General features: G+C 74.3%; 20 protein-coding genes and 3 tRNA genes. 10 read left to right on the plus strand and 13 right to left on the minus strand.

Going from position 1 to position 17,294, the window contains the following annotated elements; translation table 11 throughout:
* Window position 1 precedes the first annotated feature (1 nt).
* Complete coding sequence (locus tag ACYVID_RS13710) at window positions 2–655, plus strand: hypothetical protein (protein WP_460737936.1); 654 nt, start codon at window positions 2–4, stop codon at window positions 653–655.
* Between the two features lie 206 nt (window positions 656–861).
* Here ACYVID_RS13710 and ACYVID_RS13715 read toward each other — a convergent pair whose 3' ends face one another.
* The 4 genes from ACYVID_RS13715 to mobA form a co-directional block, all read right to left on the minus strand.
* The gene (locus ACYVID_RS13715; protein ID WP_460737938.1) at window positions 862–1,488 is read right to left on the minus strand and encodes a bacterial proteasome activator family protein; all 627 of its coding nucleotides are present in this window, start codon (window positions 1,486–1,488) and stop codon (window positions 862–864) included.
* Window positions 1,489–1,502: 14 nt separating this feature from the next.
* The gene (locus ACYVID_RS13720) at window positions 1,503–2,486 is read right to left on the minus strand and encodes an NAD(P)H-quinone oxidoreductase (protein WP_460737940.1); all 984 of its coding nucleotides are present in this window, start codon (window positions 2,484–2,486) and stop codon (window positions 1,503–1,505) included.
* Between the two features lie 345 nt (window positions 2,487–2,831).
* Window positions 2,832–3,161, minus strand: coding sequence for a DUF6457 domain-containing protein (locus ACYVID_RS13725; protein WP_460737942.1), 330 nt, complete (start codon window positions 3,159–3,161; stop codon window positions 2,832–2,834).
* 226 nt (window positions 3,162–3,387) lie between these two features.
* Window positions 3,388–4,017 (minus strand): molybdenum cofactor guanylyltransferase, encoded by a 630-nt coding sequence (gene mobA / locus ACYVID_RS13730; protein WP_460737944.1) that lies wholly within the window; start codon window positions 4,015–4,017, stop codon window positions 3,388–3,390.
* 47 nt (window positions 4,018–4,064) lie between these two features.
* On the opposite strand from mobA, the gene ACYVID_RS13735 reads away from it, so the two are divergent.
* The 3 genes from ACYVID_RS13735 (at window position 4,065) to ACYVID_RS13745 (ending at window position 6,531) form a co-directional block, all read left to right on the plus strand.
* Window positions 4,065–4,847, plus strand: a complete 783-nt coding sequence (locus ACYVID_RS13735; protein WP_460737946.1) for a carbon-nitrogen hydrolase family protein — start codon at window positions 4,065–4,067, stop codon at window positions 4,845–4,847.
* An 11-nt stretch (window positions 4,848–4,858) separates the two neighbouring features.
* Window positions 4,859–6,160 (plus strand): hypothetical protein, encoded by a 1,302-nt coding sequence (locus ACYVID_RS13740; RefSeq protein ID WP_460737948.1) that lies wholly within the window; start codon window positions 4,859–4,861, stop codon window positions 6,158–6,160.
* Window positions 6,161–6,300: 140 nt separating this feature from the next.
* Window positions 6,301–6,531 carry a biotin/lipoyl-binding carrier protein gene (locus ACYVID_RS13745; protein ID WP_300639838.1) on the plus strand — a complete coding sequence of 77 codons (231 nt, stop codon included), beginning with the start codon at window positions 6,301–6,303 and terminating at the stop codon, window positions 6,529–6,531.
* A 29-nt stretch (window positions 6,532–6,560) separates the two neighbouring features.
* Here the strand turns inward: ACYVID_RS13745 and ACYVID_RS13750 are convergent.
* Window positions 6,561–6,645 (minus strand) — tRNA-Ser (locus ACYVID_RS13750).
* A 159-nt stretch (window positions 6,646–6,804) separates the two neighbouring features.
* Between ACYVID_RS13750 and ACYVID_RS13755 the strand changes: the two genes are divergently transcribed.
* The 3 genes from ACYVID_RS13755 to ACYVID_RS13765 all read left to right on the plus strand — a co-directional run bounded on the left by ACYVID_RS13755 (window position 6,805) and on the right by ACYVID_RS13765 (window position 7,834).
* Window positions 6,805–7,272, plus strand: coding sequence for a hypothetical protein (locus ACYVID_RS13755; protein WP_460737950.1), 468 nt, complete (start codon window positions 6,805–6,807; stop codon window positions 7,270–7,272).
* Window positions 7,273–7,400: 128 nt separating this feature from the next.
* Window positions 7,401–7,494: transfer RNA gene (locus tag ACYVID_RS13760), tRNA-Ser, on the plus strand.
* 205 nt (window positions 7,495–7,699) lie between these two features.
* Entirely contained in the window at window positions 7,700–7,834 is a 135-nt protein-coding gene (locus tag ACYVID_RS13765) for a hypothetical protein (protein WP_300639833.1), read from the plus strand.
* 112 nt (window positions 7,835–7,946) lie between these two features.
* Here the strand turns inward: ACYVID_RS13765 and ACYVID_RS13770 are convergent, their stop codons facing one another.
* Both ACYVID_RS13770 and ACYVID_RS13775 read right to left on the minus strand, forming a co-directional pair.
* Window positions 7,947–9,041 (minus strand): LuxR family transcriptional regulator, encoded by a 1,095-nt coding sequence (locus ACYVID_RS13770; RefSeq protein ID WP_460737952.1) that lies wholly within the window; start codon window positions 9,039–9,041, stop codon window positions 7,947–7,949.
* A gap of 103 nt (window positions 9,042–9,144) precedes the next feature.
* Window positions 9,145–10,971 (minus strand): phosphoenolpyruvate carboxykinase (GTP), encoded by a 1,827-nt coding sequence (locus ACYVID_RS13775; protein ID WP_460737954.1) that lies wholly within the window; start codon window positions 10,969–10,971, stop codon window positions 9,145–9,147.
* A 302-nt stretch (window positions 10,972–11,273) separates the two neighbouring features.
* Between ACYVID_RS13775 and ACYVID_RS13780 the strand changes: the two genes are divergently transcribed.
* Window positions 11,274–11,346, plus strand: a tRNA-Arg gene (locus ACYVID_RS13780).
* A 112-nt stretch (window positions 11,347–11,458) separates the two neighbouring features.
* On the opposite strand, the gene ACYVID_RS13785 is transcribed toward ACYVID_RS13780, so the two are convergent.
* The 4 genes from ACYVID_RS13785 to ACYVID_RS13800 all read right to left on the minus strand — a co-directional run bounded on the left by ACYVID_RS13785 (window position 11,459) and on the right by ACYVID_RS13800 (window position 14,512).
* Window positions 11,459–12,121: a vitamin K epoxide reductase family protein gene (locus tag ACYVID_RS13785; RefSeq protein WP_460737956.1), complete on the minus strand. Its 663-nt coding sequence runs from the start codon at window positions 12,119–12,121 to the stop codon at window positions 11,459–11,461.
* Entirely contained in the window at window positions 12,118–12,861 is a 744-nt protein-coding gene (locus ACYVID_RS13790) for a cation diffusion facilitator family transporter (protein ID WP_460737958.1), read from the minus strand. The genes ACYVID_RS13785 and ACYVID_RS13790 overlap by 4 nt, the downstream gene beginning before the upstream one ends.
* Window positions 12,858–13,247: an ArsR/SmtB family transcription factor gene (locus tag ACYVID_RS13795; protein ID WP_460737960.1), complete on the minus strand. Its 390-nt coding sequence runs from the start codon at window positions 13,245–13,247 to the stop codon at window positions 12,858–12,860. The genes ACYVID_RS13790 and ACYVID_RS13795 overlap by 4 nt, the downstream gene beginning before the upstream one ends.
* A 167-nt stretch (window positions 13,248–13,414) precedes the next feature.
* Window positions 13,415–14,512 (minus strand): alkene reductase, encoded by a 1,098-nt coding sequence (locus ACYVID_RS13800; RefSeq protein ID WP_460737962.1) that lies wholly within the window; start codon window positions 14,510–14,512, stop codon window positions 13,415–13,417.
* A gap of 115 nt (window positions 14,513–14,627) precedes the next feature.
* On the opposite strand from ACYVID_RS13800, the gene ACYVID_RS13805 reads away from it, so the two are divergent.
* Both ACYVID_RS13805 and ACYVID_RS13810 read left to right on the plus strand, forming a co-directional pair.
* Window positions 14,628–15,623, plus strand: a complete 996-nt coding sequence (locus ACYVID_RS13805) for an MOSC domain-containing protein (RefSeq protein ID WP_460737964.1) — start codon at window positions 14,628–14,630, stop codon at window positions 15,621–15,623.
* A 26-nt stretch (window positions 15,624–15,649) separates the two neighbouring features.
* On the plus strand, window positions 15,650–16,036 hold the full coding sequence (locus ACYVID_RS13810) for a nuclear transport factor 2 family protein (RefSeq protein ID WP_460737966.1): 387 nt from the start codon (window positions 15,650–15,652) through the stop codon (window positions 16,034–16,036).
* Window positions 16,037–16,276: 240 nt separating this feature from the next.
* On the opposite strand, the gene ACYVID_RS13815 is transcribed toward ACYVID_RS13810, so the two are convergent.
* Together ACYVID_RS13815 and ACYVID_RS13820 are read right to left on the minus strand one after the other, a co-directional pair.
* Window positions 16,277–16,837, minus strand: a complete 561-nt coding sequence (locus tag ACYVID_RS13815) for a hypothetical protein (RefSeq protein WP_460737968.1) — start codon at window positions 16,835–16,837, stop codon at window positions 16,277–16,279.
* Window positions 16,838–16,958: 121 nt separating this feature from the next.
* Window positions 16,959–17,228 (minus strand): hypothetical protein, encoded by a 270-nt coding sequence (locus tag ACYVID_RS13820; RefSeq protein WP_460737970.1) that lies wholly within the window; start codon window positions 17,226–17,228, stop codon window positions 16,959–16,961.
* Between the last annotated feature and the right edge of the window lie 66 nt (window positions 17,229–17,294).

A 17,294-nucleotide genomic window follows, 5' to 3' on the forward strand; every position in this document is an offset into this window, starting at 1 on the left:
GGTGCTGACGACCGCCCGCATCCTCGCCGCGACGCTGCTGACCAGCGCGCTCGCCGGGGCCGGTGCCGTCACCCTGGTGGCCGGCCCGCCGGCGTACGCCGCCCCGGAGCCCTCCTGCACCGACGTCGGCGTCCCGACCCAGACCCGCCAGGCGCAGGCCGTCTTCACCGGCGAGGTCACCTCGGTGACGACCGGTCCGGCCGAGGGCGACCGCCGCGGGGTGGAGCTCGTGCACGAGGTCACCGTCGAGGCCGTCTACAAGGCCGCGCGGGTCGACGTCCCGGCCGAGCTGCAGGTCCTCACCACCCGCGGCGTGCCCGGCGCCTGCAACCTCGGGCGCCTCGAGGAGGGCGAGCAGGTCGTGTTCTTCGTGCGTGCGCAGACCGACGAGGAGGGCCAGGTCGCCGAGCCCCCGGTCTTCGTCGCCTCCGGTGACTCCGGCACCGCCGCCGCCGACGCCGACCTCCTCGACGCGGTCGAGCGCATCCTCCCCAACCCCTCGCCGCCGGTCCCCGCGGACCCGGCCGAGGCGGAGTTCGAGCCGCTGCCCGTCGACCCGCCCGCCCCGCTGAGCCGCGCCGTGGCCCCGGGCGCCGCGCTCGTCGTCGCCGGGCTGCTCGGGCTCTTCGTCGTACGCCGGCTCAACCGCCGCTGAGGTCCCGGGTCGAGCCGGGTTCGTCGGCTACCCGACAAACCCGGAAGCCCGACGACGGAACTTCGTCGTGGGACTTCCGGGTACTGACGTCACCCGACAAATCTCACGGCGCGCGCAGCCGGCGGAGGACCGGGCTGGGACCCGGCCCACGAGGCGTGTGGAGTGCGTACGACGCGGCCGCCGCGTCATGTGCACTCCGGTCGTGCTCAGAGGTACATGCCCCCGGACTCGCCCGGGGCGTGCGGCGCCTGGGCGCCGGGCTGCGGGGCCGCGCCGCCCGGACCGGCCGGCAGCCCGCGGCGCATCTGCTCGAACTGCGCCCGCGCCGCCATCTGCTGGGCGTAGATCGCGGTCTGCAGGCCGTGGAACAGCCCCTCGAGCCAGCCGACCAGCTGGGCCTGGGCGATGCGGAGCTCCCCCTCGGACGGGGTGACGTCCTCGGTGAAGGGCAGCGAGAGCCGGTGCAGCTCCTCGACCAGCTCGGGGGCCAGGCCGGCCTCGAGCTCGGTGATGGAGGCAGCGTGGATGTCGCGGAGGCGGTTGCGGCTGGCCTCGTCGAGCGGGGCCGCCTTCACCTCCTCGAGGAGCTGGCGGATCATCCCGCCGATGCGCATGACCTTCGCCGGCTGCTCGACCAGCTCGGTGATGTGCCGCTCGTCGTCGTCCTCGTCGTCCCCGGACTGCCCCGCCGCTGCGGCGGCCAGCGCCTGGGCCTGCGCGGCGGGGATGGTGCCGAGGGGCTGACCGTCAGGACCGACGACGACCACGACCTGCTCGCCGTCGGCGTCGGGACCGCCCTGCTGGTCGGCCGGGGCCTGCTGCTGCTCGCTCATGTCGCCCACCGTAGTCACGCCCCGGTGGTGAGCAGGATCTTGCCCGTGTGGGCGCCGGACTCCATCAGCTCGTGCGCCGCGACTGCCTCGTCCAGCCGCATCGTGGAGTGCACGACCGGGCGCACGCTGCCGTCGGCGACCAGCGGCCAGACGTGCTCCACGACGCCGGCGCAGATCGCGGACTTGCCCTCCACCGGGCGCGAGCGCAGCGAGGTCGCGATGACGGCGCCCCGCTTGCGCAGCAGGGCGTTGATGTCCAGCTCGGCCTTCGAGCCGCCCTGCATGCCGATCACGACGAGTCGGCCCTCGAGCGCCAGGACGTCGACGTTGCGGGCGAGGTACTTCGCGCCCATGTTGTCCAGCACCACGTCGGCACCGCGGCCACCGGTGGCCTCGCGCACGACCTCCACGAAGTCCTGCTCGCGGTAGTCGATCGTGATGTCGGCGCCCAGCGAGCGGCAGAACGCCAGCTTCTCCGGGGTCCCGCCGGTCGTGGCCACCCGCGCCCCCAGGGCATGGGCGAGCTGGATCGCGAACGTCCCGATGCCGCCCGCGCCTCCGTGCACGAGCAGCGTCTCGTCCGGGCGCAGGCCGGCCACCATGAACACGTTGGACCACACGGTCGCCGCGACCTCCGGCAGCGCGGCGGCCGTCACCAGGTCGACCCCGGCGGGCACCGGCATGACCTGCCCCGCGGGCACGGCCACCTTCTCGGCGTACCCACCCCCCGCGAGCAGCGCGCACACCTCCTGGCCCACCTCGAGGCCGGTCAAGCCCTCGCCGAGCGCCAGCACCCGGCCCGAGCACTCCATGCCGATGATGTCCGAGGCCCCCGGGGGCGGCGGGTAGAAGCCGCGGCGCTGCAGCAGGTCGGCCCGGTTGAGTCCCGCGGCGACCACTTCGAGCAGGACCTCGCCGGGCCCGGCGACAGGATCGGGTACGTCGGTGACGGACAGGACCTCGGGACCACCGGTCCCCTGGGCGACGACGGCACGCATGGCCGCGACGCTACCGAGCCGTCCGGGTGCCGGCCTCGCCCGCCCGGGGTGGCTCGCCCGCCCGGGGTGCCGGGCCCGCGTGCGTCGCCGGTGGCCGGCGGCGTGCCGACAGCCGGTCCGACCGTGCCCGCCGTGCCCGATGGGGTCGAGGTGCGGGTCGAGGTGCGGGTTGAGGTGCGGGGACGCGCAGGAGCGCGTCCTCAGGCCTCGACGCAGGCCTCGACGCAGGCCTCGACGCCGGCCTCGACGCCGGCCTCGACCCAGGCCTCGACGCCGGCCTCGACCCTGGGCGCAGCAGGCGCGTGAGGCGAGCCACGAGGTCCGGACCCGCCGTACGGCGTGGACTCAGGCGTCCTCGAGGTCCCGGACGTCAGCGGTGTGGTCCACGGCGCTGTCGTCGGGGACCTCGACGTCGACCTTCGGCTCGTCGGCACCACGCGGCCGGTCCCAGGACTCCGCGAGCGCGCGGGCGCGGCCGGCCAGCTCCTCGACCTTCTCGGGGTCGGCGCCCTGGCGCCCGGCAGCCAGGCCGAGCAGGAACGTCGAGATCGGCGCCGCGGGGCGCGTGACGTTGTGCGCGGCGACCCTGGCCAGGTCCAGCACGAGGCCCTCGTCGACCTCGGCGTCGAGGTCCAGCGCGTCGCAGAGCTCGTCGATCCAGTCGTGCAGGTTCACCCAGCCCACTATCCGCGTGGCTCCCCGCCCACGACAAGCCCCGACGCGGCCCGGGCGCGTCGTGCTTCCGACGACAGCCGGCCGGTCCCGTCCCGTCGACTCGTCAAGGAACGGGCACACGTGCCGGTCCTCGACCTCGCCCCGCCGGGGGCGGAGCCGTCGCAGAGGACGTGTGCCCGTTGCTTGACCAGCGGACCCGGGGCTCCGGTCCGCCCGGCGGCTCAGGTCAGGCGTCCCGCTCGGCGTCCGGCTCGGCGAGGTCGCGCAGGTCCTCCCAGGTGTCGACGTCGCGGTGCTCGTCCCCGACCGTGGGCACCTCGGCCAGCCGCAGGGGCGCGAGCAGGGCCCGCAGCGCCATGCCGTGCTGCCCCTCCCGGTCGGGTCGTACGCCGTCGAGCCGGTCGGTCCGCAGCACCAGCGCCAGGGGGTGCCGGCCTCCGGGGTCGAGCAGGCGGGCACCGTCGGCGTCGCCGACCCCGGCCCGCAACCGGTCGAAGGTCGCGGGAGTGACCCGGGGCATGTCGACGGCCAGCACCGCCACGAGCGGCGACGGCCGCAGCAGCGCGTCGCGACCGGTGAGCAGCCCGGCGACCGGACCGCCGTGCCGCGGGTCCTCCCGGACGAAGGTCACGGGGCGGTCGGTCGGCACCTCGTCACCGACCACCACCACCTCGCGGGCGTCCAGCACCGCCTCGAGCGCGTGCGCCAGCAGCGTGCGGCCGCCGAGCTCGACCGAGGCCTTGTCGATCCCGCCCATCCGCGCAGCGGTGCCACCCGCGAGGACGACCGCGGAGAAGGCCCCCAGCGCGGAGGGCGACGACGGGACGGGCGGCGGTGAGGACGGGCTCGGGCTCACGGGCAGCACTCTCACAGACCCCGGGGCCGGGGTGGGAGGGTGGAGACATGACTCACCCCGTGCTCCGGGTCGCGCTGGTCCAGGTCGCCTCCGACCGCGACCCGGCCCGCAACCGCGAGCGCCTGGCCGAGCTGGTCCCCGAGGGCGCGGACCTGGTGGTGCTGCCGGAGGCGTTCGCCCGCGACTTCGGCCCGGTCGACGACGACCTCGCCCCGGCGGGGGAGCAGCAGGGCGGGCCCTTCGACACCGAGCTCTCCCGGGTCGCGGCTGCCCGCGGCACGACCGTCGTCGCGGGTGCCTTCGAGCGCAGCGACGACCCGACCCGCCCGTTCAACACCCTGCTCGTGCGGGGTGGCGCGGTGGCGGCGTACCGCAAGATCCACCTCTACGACTCCTTCGGCTACCGCGAGTCCGACCGGCTCACGGCCGGTCCCACCACCCCGGTCACCGTCGAGGTCGGTGGACTCGTCGTCGGCCTGATGACCTGCTACGACCTGCGGTTCCCCGAGCACGCCCGCGCCCTGGTCGACGCGGGCGCCCAGCTGCTCGTGGTGCCGGCGGCGTGGGTCGCCGGGGAGCGCAAGGTCGACCACTGGCGCACCCTCGTGCGGGCGCGCGCCATCGAGAACACCGTCTTCGTCGCGGCCTGCGCCCAGCCCGCGCCGCGCTACAGCGGGCACTCGATGGTCGTCGACCCGCTCGGCGACGTGCTCGCGGAGGCCGGTCCCGGCGGCGCCGACGAGGTCGAGGTCGTGCGGGCCGAGGTGGGCCTCACACGCCTGCTCGAGGCCCGTCGGACCAACCCCTCCCTGGCCAACCGACGGCTGTAAGGTCCTTCGGCGTGTCCCGAGCCGCCCCCCGACGTCGCGCCGAGAAGCCGCGCCGCGTCCGCCGGGGTCGCGACCGGGCACCCGTGGCGCCCGCCTCGCCGGCCGTCGGCCCCGTCGTACGTCGGGTGTCCGACGAGCCCGCCCCGGCCCCCGCCGCCGCCACGCCGGTCGTCGCCCAGCCCGACCCGAAGGCCGCGCCCGCGCCAACTGCAGCTCCCGCAGTCGCAGCGCCTCCGGCCACCGCAGCAGCAGCCCCGGACACCCCCGCCACTCCCGCAGGCGACGGGGACACCGGCCAGCCCTCCGCCCGCGCCACCGCCTGGCGCGAGCGCCTGACCCGCCTCCGCCGCTCCCGCGTGCCGCAGGTCGCCTGGTGGCTGACCGTCCTGACCGGCACCGCGCTGCTCGTGTGCGGCGTCGTGCCGGTCGGCCCGTCGTGGCTGGGTGGGGCCGGCTCCGTGGCGGTCGTGACGGCGTACACCTGGGCGCTCGCCGCCCGCACCGGCGGTCGGCCCGTGGTCTTCGGCGCCCTGGCCCTGGCGTTGGGCGTGCTCGTGCTGCTGCTCGACGACGACCGCGGTCGCACCGGTGCCGCCGTGATGACCTGCGCGATCGCCGCGGTGCTGGCGGTCATGACGACGGTCCCGGCGAAGCGGTTCCGCGAGGCGGCGCGCGAGTGCACGATCGCGGTGGCCGTCGCCTCGGTCGGTGCGCTGGCGACCGTCGGGTTCGCCCCGGCGCTGACCGTGGTGCGCTTCCAGTACGTCACCCTCGGCCTGGCCCTCGTCGGCGCGTTCCTGCTCGTGCACCGCCTCGGCGCCGGCTTCCACGGCCTCGGGCGCCGCGGCCTGCTCGCCACCGTCGGGGGCGGCGCGGTGCTGCTCGCCTTCGTCGGGTACGCCGAGCTGCTGCGCACCTACGGCCCCAGCGACCTGGTCGCCACCCTGCTCGACGGCGTGCGCTGGTGCCGGGAGAACCTCGGCGCCTTCCCGCGCCCCCTCGAGACCGTCCTCGGCGTGCCGGCCCTCGCGTGGGGCTGCCACATGCGCGCCCGTCGCCGCCAGGGCTGGTGGGTCTGCGCGTTCGGCGCCGCCGGCACCGCCTCGGTCGCCAACGCCCTCACCGACCCCTCGGTCGCGCTGCTCGAGAGCGGCCTCTCCGTGCTCTACGGGCTCGTCCTCGGCCTGGTCCTGGGGTATGCCGTCATCCGGGTCGACCTGCGCCTCACCGGCTCCCGCGGCCGCCGTGCCCGCCGCGACGAGCAGGACTCCGCCGAGCGCCCCGAGCCCGCCCGCAGCCGCGCCCTGCTCTGAAGGCTGGGCCGCTCACTCGGCACTGCTTCGAGCCCCACTCGGCACGCATCCGAGTGCGACTCGGCGCGGATTCGAGCGCCACTCCCCGGCGCCGGGCCGAGCGAATCGGGGTACGCACCGGTAACCCTTAGGTTCGACCCGTGCCCCGCGAACAGCTGATCGACATCGTGGCCGAGATGGTCGCCAACGTGCTCGAGGTGACGGTGGCCCCGGGTGCGGAGGTCGCCGCCGGGCAGACCGTGGCGCTGCTGGAGTCGATGAAGATGGAGATCCCGGTGATCTCCGAGCACGCCGGCACCGTCACCGCGGTGACGGTCACGCCGGGCGACGTCGTCCAGGAGGGCGACGTGCTGCTCACCCTCCGCGCCTGAGCGCCCCGGGGACGCTCCCGGCCAGCCGGCAGAGAGGGCGGGATTCGAACCCGCGGTAGCTCTCGCTACGACCGCTTTCAAGGCGGTTCCGATCGGCCACTCCGGCACCTCTCCTCGGCCCGCCGCCGCAGCGCCGGGCCACCGCCAGCCTAGGAGACGCCGCCCGGCCCCCGCTGTCCGCCCCTCCGCGGGACCGTGGTGCGCCGCACGCGCAGCGGCCGCGCCCCACCCCGGCCGGCCACCGCGTTGCACCCCGCTTGAGAGGATGGCGCCATGTCGACGCTGCCCACGCCGTACACCTACCGCCTGGCGCCCGCCCTCGCCGCCCGGCTGGTCGGCCCGGCGCTGGTGCTGCTGGCGGTCCTCGTCCTGGGCCTCACGGCCCTCGTCGCCGCCGCCGACCTCTCCCCGGACCTCCTCGTCCTCGGCGCGGCCCTCGGCCTGCTGGCCGTCCTGGGCCTCGGCTGGTGGCTGCGCACGCGGGCGTGGGTGCTGCGCGTCGACGAGGACGGGTACGCCGTCGGGCTGGTGCGCGGCGCCGGCACCCGGCGCGCGCGCTGGACCGACGTGGCGCAGGCGGCGACCGCGAGCCCGCGCGGCATCCCGTGCTTCGTGCTGCACCTCAAGGACGGCACCGCCACCACGATCCCGGTGCAAGCCCTGGCGGTGGACCGCGAGGACTTCGTGCGGGAGATGCAGCGCCGGCTCGCCGCCGGCCAGAAGCTCCGCCCGCTCTCCTGACGGCTCGCGCAGGAGCGCCCGGTCGCTGACCGGCGGGTCGCCGGCAGTCCCCGGCGGTGAGGCGGGCGATTCGCCGGGCGATTCGGCGGGCGCGCCGCGCTGCTAGTAGCCTGTCGGCGCTGTCGCGAGGAGGCGTCGCCTAGTCAGGTCTATGGCGCCCGCCTGCTAAGCGGGTTTGGGGCTACAACCCCATCGAGGGTTCAAATCCCTCCGCCTCCGCCAGCCTCGGCCCCCGTCCGCCAGGTCGGGGGCCGAGCCGTCTGCCCCTGGGTGTCGACCTGAGTGTCGCCCCGGAGCACCTCACTTGCAGGTTTCTGCATTGCACAGAGGTGAGCCGACGCAGCCGTGGGTATCCACGCAGACCCGACGCATGATGGGTGCCGAGGGCCATTCCGTGGGCCCGCAGCCACGAGGGAGACCACACCGCATGACCATCCTCCGCAAGGCCGGCGTCGTCCTGGCCACCTCGATCATGTCCCTGGGCGTCCTCGGCGCCGTCTCGCCCGCCGAGGCCAAGGACACCAGCTGGGGCTGCGGCGGCTTCTGCCGCACCGCTCCCTGACCCTCCGCTCCACCCGCAGACCCGGCCGACCACCCTCTCGGCCGAGGTGGCCACCCACCCCCCTTGGGCCACCGACACCTGACCCGGCGCCCGGACGTCCCCCGGCGCCGGGTCAGTCTTCTGTGCTGGGGCTCCCGGCGCCGCCGGGTACGCCGTCTGGCGACGGCTCCTCGCCGGGTCGCTCGCTCCCGGTGATGCCGAGCCGTCCCATCGCGTAGCCGATCTGGAAGCGGGTCTGCACCCCGAACTCGGCCTTGAGGTCGGCCACGTAGCCGGCGTACGTGCGGGGGCTGACGCCCAGCCGCTTGGCCGAGACCGGGTCGGCGTGACCCTCGATGAGCATCCGGATCGTCATGGCGCGCTGCTCGGCGGCGATGTCCTTGAGCATCGAGGTCTCGCGGTCGCCGAACGGTCGCCCGCGCTCCCAGGCCCGCTCGAAGACGTCGACGAGGTAGGCGATGGTCGACGGCTCGCGCACGGCGACCGCCACCCGCAGGTCCTCCGCGCCCGGGATGAGCGCGACCCGGCGGTCGACGATGATCATCCGGTTGAAGAACTCGTCCAGCGTGCGCACCTCCGCGCCGCGGGCGGTCACGTCGGCGACGTACTTGTGGGTGACCGAGGACCGTCGCGCGGAGTGCTGGTAGAGCGTGCGGATCTTGACCCCGCGCTCGAGGGCGGCGACGTCGCGCAGGGCGGCGGCGGCCAGCGTCTGCGGGTCGCGACCGGCCTGCGGCTGCGCCGTGAGGATCTCGGTCTCGACCTCGGCGACCAGTCCGGCGAGGAAGGTGCCGATGGCCTCGTCGCGCAGGTAGGTGAACGGGCCGCGGGCGTCGGAGCGGGGGGCGCGGCGCCAGGCGGTCGTGACGCCGGTGAACGCCTCGGCCCAGTCGCCGGACTCCTGCAGCAGCCGGGCGCTCTCGCTGGCCAGCGGGGAGACCACGCGCGACTGGGCGCGGGCGGGGTCCTCGGGCAGCCAGCGGTCGGCGCCGGGGTCGAGCAGGAGCAGCCCGAGGCTGCTCAGCAGCTCCAGCGCCGCCCGGTCGGGACCGCCCTCGGCGATCCGCTCGTCGTCGACGGCGATGCCGTCCTCCTCGAGGACCCGCTCGAAGAACGCCAGGCCCTCGGACTCCAGCAGGGCCCGCTGCTCCGGCCCGTACGTCGACACCGGGGCGCTCCCTTCGTCGATCCGTCCCGAGGTGGCCAAGCGTTGCACATTCCTGCAACTGGCCGGTCCTGCCCCCATCACGCAGCGAGCCCGCCCCGGACGACCGGGACGGGCTCGCTCAGGCTCCGGCGGAGCGAAGGACTCACATGCCCAGGCGCGCCTTGAGGCCGTCGAGCTCGGACCACAGGACGGTCGGGAGGTCGTCGCCGAACTTCTCGAACCACTCCTGGATCTGCGGCACCTCGGCCTTCCACTCCTCCACGTCGACGTGCAGGGCGGCGGCCAGCGCCTCCTCGGTCATGTCGAGGCCGTCGGTGTCGAGCGAGCCCGGCGCCGGGACGTGGCCGATGGGGGTCTCGACCGCGGCGGCCTGGCCGTCGAGGCGCTCCACGACCCACTTCAGGACGCGGGAGTTCTCGCCGAAGCCCGGCCACAGGAAGCCGCCGTCCTCGTCGCGACGGAACCAGTTGACGTAGAAGATCTTCGGCAGCTTGGACTCGTCGTTGTCCTTGCCCATCGCGATCCAGTGGCTGAAGTAGTCGCCGGCGTTGTAGCCGATGAAGGGCAGCATCGCCATCGGGTCGCGGCGCACGACGCCGGTCGCGCCGATCGCCGCGGCGGTCGTCTCCGAGGAGAGCGTCGCGCCGAGGAAGGTGCCGTGGGTCCAGTCGCGGGCCTCGAACAGCAGCGGGATGGTGGTCTTGCGACGGCCGCCGAAGAGGATCGCGTCGATCGGGACGCCGCGCGGGTCGTCGAACTCCGGGGCGAGGATGTCGCACTGCTTGATCGGGGTGCAGTAGCGGCTGTTGGGGTGGCTGGACAGCTCCTCGGAGTCCGGGGTCCAGGGCTCGCCCTTCCACGAGGTCGCCCTGGCCGGCGGGTTCTCCAGGCCCTCCCACCACACGTCGCCGTCCTCGGTCAGGGCGACGTTGGTGAAGACCGAGTTGCCCTTGTTGATGGTGGCCATCGCGTGCGGGTTGGTGTGCTCGTTGGTGCCGGGGGCGACGCCGAAGAAGCCGTACTCGGGGTTGACCGCCCACAGACGCCCGTCCTCGCCGATCCGCATCCAGGCGATGTCGTCGCCGATGGACTCGACCTTCCAGCCGGGGATGGTCGGCTTGAGCATGGCGAGGTTGGTCTTGCCGCAGGCGCTCGGGAAGGCCGCGGCGACGTACTTCACGACGCCCTGGGGGCTGGTGAGCTTCAGGATCAGCATGTGCTCGGCGAGCCAGCCCTCGTCGCGCGCCATCACCGACGCGATCCGTAGCGCGTAGCACTTCTTGCCGAGCAGCGCGTTGCCGCCGTACCCGGAGCCGAAGGACCAGATCGCGCGCTCCTCGGGGAACTGCACGATGTACTTCGTGTCGTTGCACGGCCACGCGACGTCGGCCTGGCCCTCGGCCAGCGGCATGCCGACCGAGTGGATCGCCTGCACGTAGTCGGCGTTCGTCTCGGTCATCTTGTCGAGCACCTGCGTGCCCATGCGGGCCATGACGCGCATCGAGGCGGTGACGTACGCCGAGTCGGTCAGCTCGATGCCGAACATCGGGCGCTCGGCCTCGAGGTGCCCCATGACGAAGGGGATGACGTACATCGTGCGACCACGCATGCAGCCCTCGTAGAGGCCGCGCATGATCCCCTTCATCTGCTCGGGGTCCATCCAGTTGTTGGTGGGCCCGCAGTCCTTCTCGTCGACCGAGCAGATGTAGGTGCGGTCCTCCACGCGCGCGACGTCGATCGGGTCGCTGGCGGCGTAGAAGGAGTTCGGCTTGATCGAGGGGTTGAGCCGGGTGAACGTGCCGGTGGCCTCGAGGGCCTCGGTCAGCATCGTCCACTCCTCGTCGGACCCGGTGCACCAGTGGATGGCGTCGGGCTGGGTCAGCGCGGCCACCTCACGGACGAAGGACAGGATGCCTTCGTGCGTCGTGGGGGCGTCGCTGAGGTCGAGGGAGTCCTGCGTGACGGTCATCGGGCCTCTTCGGGTCTCGCCTGGATGGGGTTCGAGGTGGACCTGTGGCGCCGTTGCCGGCCACGCTCGCGAGTGCCGGGCCCACCGCTCGAGACGAGGGCTCCGCCCGGCTGGCGTGACCCTAACTTCGGACGTTCGCGTCCGCATATTGGATCGAGCCAAGACTCGTGGGCCAGGTCACAGGCTGGATCGGGCTCTCCTGGGCACGTCCCCGGAGCGACCACCGGATCGGCCCCGATTCGGCGCCCGCGCGAGGGTTCGCTAAGATCAACCAGTCCTCGCGGCAGCCCCGCGCAGGATGGGCGCCTGTAGCTCAACGGATAGAGCATCTGACTACGGATCAGAAGGTTTGGGGTTCGAATCCCTACAGGCGCGCAGGACACGAAGGCCCCCGAGCACCAGCTCGGGGGCCTTCGTCGTGCCGGCGTACGCCGTCGTGGCGGCGGGTCTCGCGGCTCGCTGCGCTCGCACCCCGACCGGCGGCGGCTCAGACCAGGCTGACCCAGTAGTCCCAGAACCGCTGGAGCACCAGGACGACCACGACGAGGTAGAAGCCCATCAGCACGACGGCGTGGTTCTCGGCGAGCACGCCGACCGCGCGGCTGTCGGCCGCGCGCCGGCCGAGCCGACCGCCGGTGAGGTTGGCGAGCGTGACGTACCAGAAGGCCGGGATCACCACGGCCCACACGACCATGCAGTAGGGGCACAGGGCGCCGATGTCGTAGAGGCTCTCCTCGACCAGCCAGGCCACGAAGACCAGGCCGAGGGTGGCGCCCACCTGCAGGCCCAGCCAGTACCACCGCGGCAGCCGCGCCCCGGTGGAGAGCACCACGCCGGAGGTGATGAGGACGGCGAAGGCGACCAGCCCGATGAGCGGGTTGGGGAAGCCGAAGAGCTCGGCCTGCTCGGTGCTCATGATCGAGCCGCAGCTGAGCACCGGGCTGATGCTGCAGGTGGGGACGTAGTCGGGGTCCGCGATGAGCGCGATCTTCTCGACGGTGAGCGTGAAGGCCGCCACGAGGCCCACGACGCCGGTCGCCGTCAGCAGCCAACGCAGGGTGCGGTCGAAGAAGCCGGCGTAGTCGGTGGCGGGCGGGAGCCCGGGGTCCTCGTCCACGAGCAGGTCGTCGACGTCGTGCTGGGAGGTCACGGCTCGATCCTCTCCCCGAGCGCCAGGACCGGGGGTGCCGGGTCGCCGCACGAGCAGTCGCTGCAGCACACGGAGCCGACCGGCTGCACGTCGCCCGTCGCGGGGGCGGCGGGACCGCAGCAGCTCTCCCCGCGCCAGGCCTCGCGCCCCTCTTTGACCGCGACCGCGGCGATGACCAGGCCGGCCACCGGGTCGGCCCACGACCAGCCGAGGGTCGCGTTGAGCACCAGGCCGACCAGCAGGACTGCGGAGAGGTAGGTGCACAGCAGCGTCTGGGTGGAGTCGGCGACGACGGCGTGGGAGCCCAGCGCCCGGCCGGTACGCCGCTGGGCCCAGGACAGGAAGGGCATGACGCACAGGGAGGCGATCGCCAGCCCGATGCCGACGCGCGAGGTCTCGGAGTCGTGGCCGACGAGCAGTGCCCGGACCGACTCGAACCCGACGTACGCCGCCAGCGCGAAGAACGAGAGCGCCATCAGCCGCAGGGCCTGGCGCTCCCGAGACTCCGGCAGCCGGTGGCGGAACTGCCACAGGATGATCAGCCCGCTGGAGACCTCGACGACCGAGTCGAGGCCGAAGCCGACGAGGGCGACCGAGCCGGCGACGATCCCGGCGGCGACCGCGACGACCGCCTCGACCAGGTTGTAGGCCACGGAGGCGCCAGCCAGCAGCTGGGCGCGACGTCCGAGCCGGGCCCGCTCCGCGGAGGGGATCGCCGTGGTGTGGACGTGGGCGCTCATCGCCGCGCCCCCTGGCGCTCGCGCCCGGCGCCGTACGTCGGGCACAGCACGACTGCGTCGCCGGTCGCCGCGAGCAGTCGCTCGGCGGCGGCCAGCAGGTCGAGCACCTCGCGCTCGTGGGTCAGCGACCACACGGTCGCGCGCCCCTCGGGGCGCGAGGTCACGAGCCCGCAGTCCCGCAGGCAGGCCAGGTGCTTGGAGACCGTCGACTGCGCCAGGCCGAGGTGGCCGACCAGGTCGACGACGCGGTGCTCGCCGGTGAGCAGGTGCTGGAGGATCGTCAGCCGCGAGGGGTCCGAGAGACCCTGGAAGAGGCAGGCCGCTGCCGAGAGGGCGGCGGGCTCGACGGTCACGGTCCCGTCGTCGATGCTGCTCGTCGTTGTCATCGCCACCTGACGATGAAAGCACCGGTAGGCGTCGACGTCAACGCCTCCGCCCGCACGCACGAGGCCCCCGCCCCGGGATCACCGGGTCGGGGGCCTCGTCGTGGTCGACGCGCGGGCGCCGGCCGTGCCGCCGCCGGGATCGGGCGACGGGACCTGGGGGCGTGGCGTCAGGCCGCGGACGACTCCTCGAGCACGGGGTAGTCGGTGTAGCCCTCGGCGCCGCCGCCGTAGAAGGTGCTGGGGTCGGCCTCGTTCAGCTCGGCCCCACGACGCCAGCGCTCGGCGAGGTCGGGGTTGGCCAGGAACGGGCGGCCCACGGCGACCAGGTCCGCGAGGTCCTCGGTGATGAGCTCCTGGACCTCCTCGAAGGTGGTCGGGCTGGCGAAGCCGGAGTTCAGGACCACGGGTCCGCCGAAGCGCCGCCGGAGGTCCTGGGTCAGCTCGCCGCGCGGGTCGGCCAGGATCGAGAGGTAGGCCAGGCCGAGGTCCTTGATGCCGTCGATGACGGCCTCGTAGGTCGCACGGGTGTCCTCGGCGTCCTCCTCGAGCACGCCCTGGATGTTGTGGGCGGGGCTGATCCGGATGCCGACCTTGTCGGCGCCGATCGCCTCGGCCACCGCGCGGGTCACCTCGACGGTGAGGCGGGCGCGGGCCTCGGGGGAGCCGCCGTAGGAGTCGGAGCGGGTGTTGCTGACCGGGGAGAGGAACTGGTGCAGCAGGTAGCCGTTGGCGGAGTGGACCTCCACCCCGTCGACACCGGCGGCCACGGCCTGCTCGGCCGCGTGGACGAACTCCTCGACGATCCCGGGGATCTCGTCGGTGCCGAGCGCACGCGGCTCGGGGTGCGGGAAGGAGCCGCCGGCGGTGATCATCTCGCCGGGCGCGGCGATGGCGCTGGGCGCGACCGACTCGAGGCCGCCCTTGTTGTCGGGGTGCGCGACCCGGCCGGCGTGCATGAGCTGGACGACGATCCGGCCGCCCTCGGCGTGGACCGCCTCCGCCGTACGCCGCCAGCCGGCGACCTGCTCGTCGGAGTGGATGCCGGGCGTGCCGAGGTAGCCCTGGCCGACCGCGCTGGGCTGGGTGCCCTCGCTGATGATCAGGCCGGCGCCGGCGCGCTGGGCGTAGTAGCGGGCGTTGAGCTCGGTGGGGACGGTCTCGGGCGAGCGGTTGCGCGTCAGTGGGGCCATCACGAACCGCTGCGGCAGCTCCCAGGAGCCGACCCGGACGGACTGGAACACGGCGGAGTTGCTGTTGTCGCTCATGCAGGGTGGAACGTTCCAAGGTGTGTGGAACCTTCCGGGTCCGGGCCGAGACGAGGCTCACGCCGGGAGGGGTGAGCAGGCGACACAGGTCCGTCACGCCCCTAGCCTCGGTCGCGTGAGCGAGACCACCGCGCCGTCGTACGCCGCCGGCACGCTCCGCGAGCTCTGGCGCTTCCCGGTGAAGTCGATGGGCGGCGAGCAGCTGACCGAGTGCGCCGTCGGGCCCCGCGGGCTGCACGCGGACCGGATGTGGGCAGTGCGCGACCTCGCGCTCGGGGTCGTCACCACCGCCCGCCGGCTGCCCCGGCTGCTGCTGTGCACCGCCCGCTTCGAGGCCGAGCCGCCGGCGGGCGTCGGGCCGGGCGACGTCGCGCACGTGGCGGTCACGCTGCCCGACGGCACCGAGATCGGCAGCCGCGACGGCACCCGCCTGGACGCCGCGCTCTCCGAGCTGGTCGACACCCGCGTCTCGCTCGTGCCGCTGCCGCCGCTGCACGACAAGGCGGCCTACCGCGGGGTGCTGGCCTCGCAGGAGGACCTGAGGAAGCAGTTCGGCCTCGCCGAGGGCGACCCGCTGCCGGACCTGTCGATGTTCCCCCTGCGCAAGCTCGCCGAGCTGGCGGTCTACGCGACGCCGGTCGGCACCTTCGCCGACGCCTACCCCGTCCACGTCCTCACCTCCTCCAGCCTGCGCGCGGTCGCCGAGCACGCGGGTGCGGCCGAGGTGGACGTACGCCGCTTCCGCCCCAACCTGCTGGTCGACGGCGCGGCTGCGGGGCTGGCCGAGCAGGCCTGGGTCGGCGGGACGCTGCGGGTCGGAGAGGTGGGGCTGCGCGCGGAGATCCCGACCGTGCGGTGCACCGTGCCGCTGCGCGAGCAGGCCGGTGGGCTCCCCGCCGACCCTGCCGTGTCGAAGGCGGTCTCGCGGGTCGGCGATCGGTGCCTGGGGGTCTACGCCGAGACGACCCTGACCGGTCTCGTACGGGTCGGCGACCCGGTCTCGGTCGCCCTGCCCCGCACCCCGGGTGCCGTCCCCGCCTCGGTCGGCCGGGTCGCCGAGCGGGTCAAGCGGGGGGCGCTGCGCGCGGGCAACCGGTTCCTGCCGCGCTGATCCGGCCGCGGCCCTAGGGTCCGGTCATGGACACCCCTCCCACTGTCGTCGCGTGGCACGCGCTCGCCGCTGCCCGCGACCCCGCCGGGCTCGATGCGCTGCTGGACGAGGACTGCGTCTTCCGCTCGCCCGCGGTCCACACCCCGCAGGTCGGCAAGGCCCTCACCACGGCGTACCTCTCCGCCGCGCTGGTCGTCCTCGGGCCGACCCTGACCTACCGGCGCGAGTGGTACGCCGAGGACTCGGCGGTCCTGCAGTTCGCCGCCGACCTCGACGGGATCGCCGTCGACGGGGTGGACATGCTGACGTGGGGCGAGGACGGGCGGATCACCGAGTTCGCCGTGATGGTGCGGCCGTTCAAGGGGCTGACGGCGCTGATGGAGCGGATGGCGGTGGAGCTGCAGAAGGGCTGAGGCTGGGTCCTCGGGTGACTCGGGTGGGGTGTGCGGCACCACGCCCCCGAGGAACCCGGTGGCGCGCCGGCGCCGGCCGACGGCGCCCCCTTCGTCGCAACCACCCGGCTCGTTCGTCCCTCACGAGCCGGGGGCCAGGCCCATCCACGCTCCTCCGGGGGCGCCGTCGGCCGGCCCCGGCGCGCGGTGGTGCTCTCGGGGGCGTGGCGCCGCACGCCCGACTCTCGTGCGGGTGACGGGTCAGCCGGGGAGATCGACGTTGTGGCGGTGCAGCCAGCGGACGAGCTGGCGGGCGCCGTTCTCGGTGGGCATGACGCCGTGGACGAGGGTCGGCGGGAGGCCGGAGCTGGCCGGCCAGACGTGCCGGACCCAGGCGCCCTGGGTGGTGAGGCCGAGACCCTCCTCCTGGCCGGGGTGGTCGGGGTCGGGCTCGAGGGTGACCAGCCAGAAGCGGGTGTCCTCGGCCTCGGCGCGGCGGCCGCGGAGCCAGCCCGTCGCGACCTTGGCGGTGGTGCCCGCGTGGGTCTGCACGCCGCGGGCGCGGACGAGCTCGGCGATGCGGGCCGGGTCCTGGACCAGGGCCACGGCGGCGACGTCCTGGTCGGCGGCGATCGCACGGGCCTCGCGGCGGGCCTCGGGGGTCGCACCCTCGCAGGCCGCGCACCAGTCGGCGGTCGGGACGCCACGGCGGAAGCCGCGGTGAGCCGCGCAGAAGGCGGCACCGTCCTCGGCGCACCTCGCCAGCACGGACCCGCGGCAGCGCGAGCCGTTGCTGAGGAAGAGCTCGCAGCGTCCGGTCATGCCTCCATGATCGGCCGGGGACGGCCCCGGTGGAACCGGCCGGTACTTCTGTTACCGAGCGGTGGAGGAGTGGACCAGACCAGCCGCGCGCTCCCGCCCGCGCCGGCCACCGGCGCCGGGCTCAGTGCGCGGCGAGGTGGCCCTGCCGCCGGCGTACGGGGTCGGACAGCCAGGTACGCCGCGCCAGCACCACCCAGCACAGCAGCGCGAGCGCCGACAGCAGGGCGGGGACGACGTGGCCCAGCAGGCTGGAGGCGACGGTGGAGGAGACGAAGGCGACCAGGTTGAGCACCACGTCGTAGACAGGCGCCACGAAGAGCCGGTTGGCCACGTGGGCGACGGCGATGAGCACCCCGCACCCGAAGGTGACCGAGAGCAGCAGGTTGACCATGCGGCCATCCTCGCGCGGTGCCGGGCGCCCCCGGTGGTCGGTCCGGTCGCGATCCCGGTGCCCTGG

It is taken from the genome of Nocardioides ginkgobilobae, assembly GCF_054781275.1.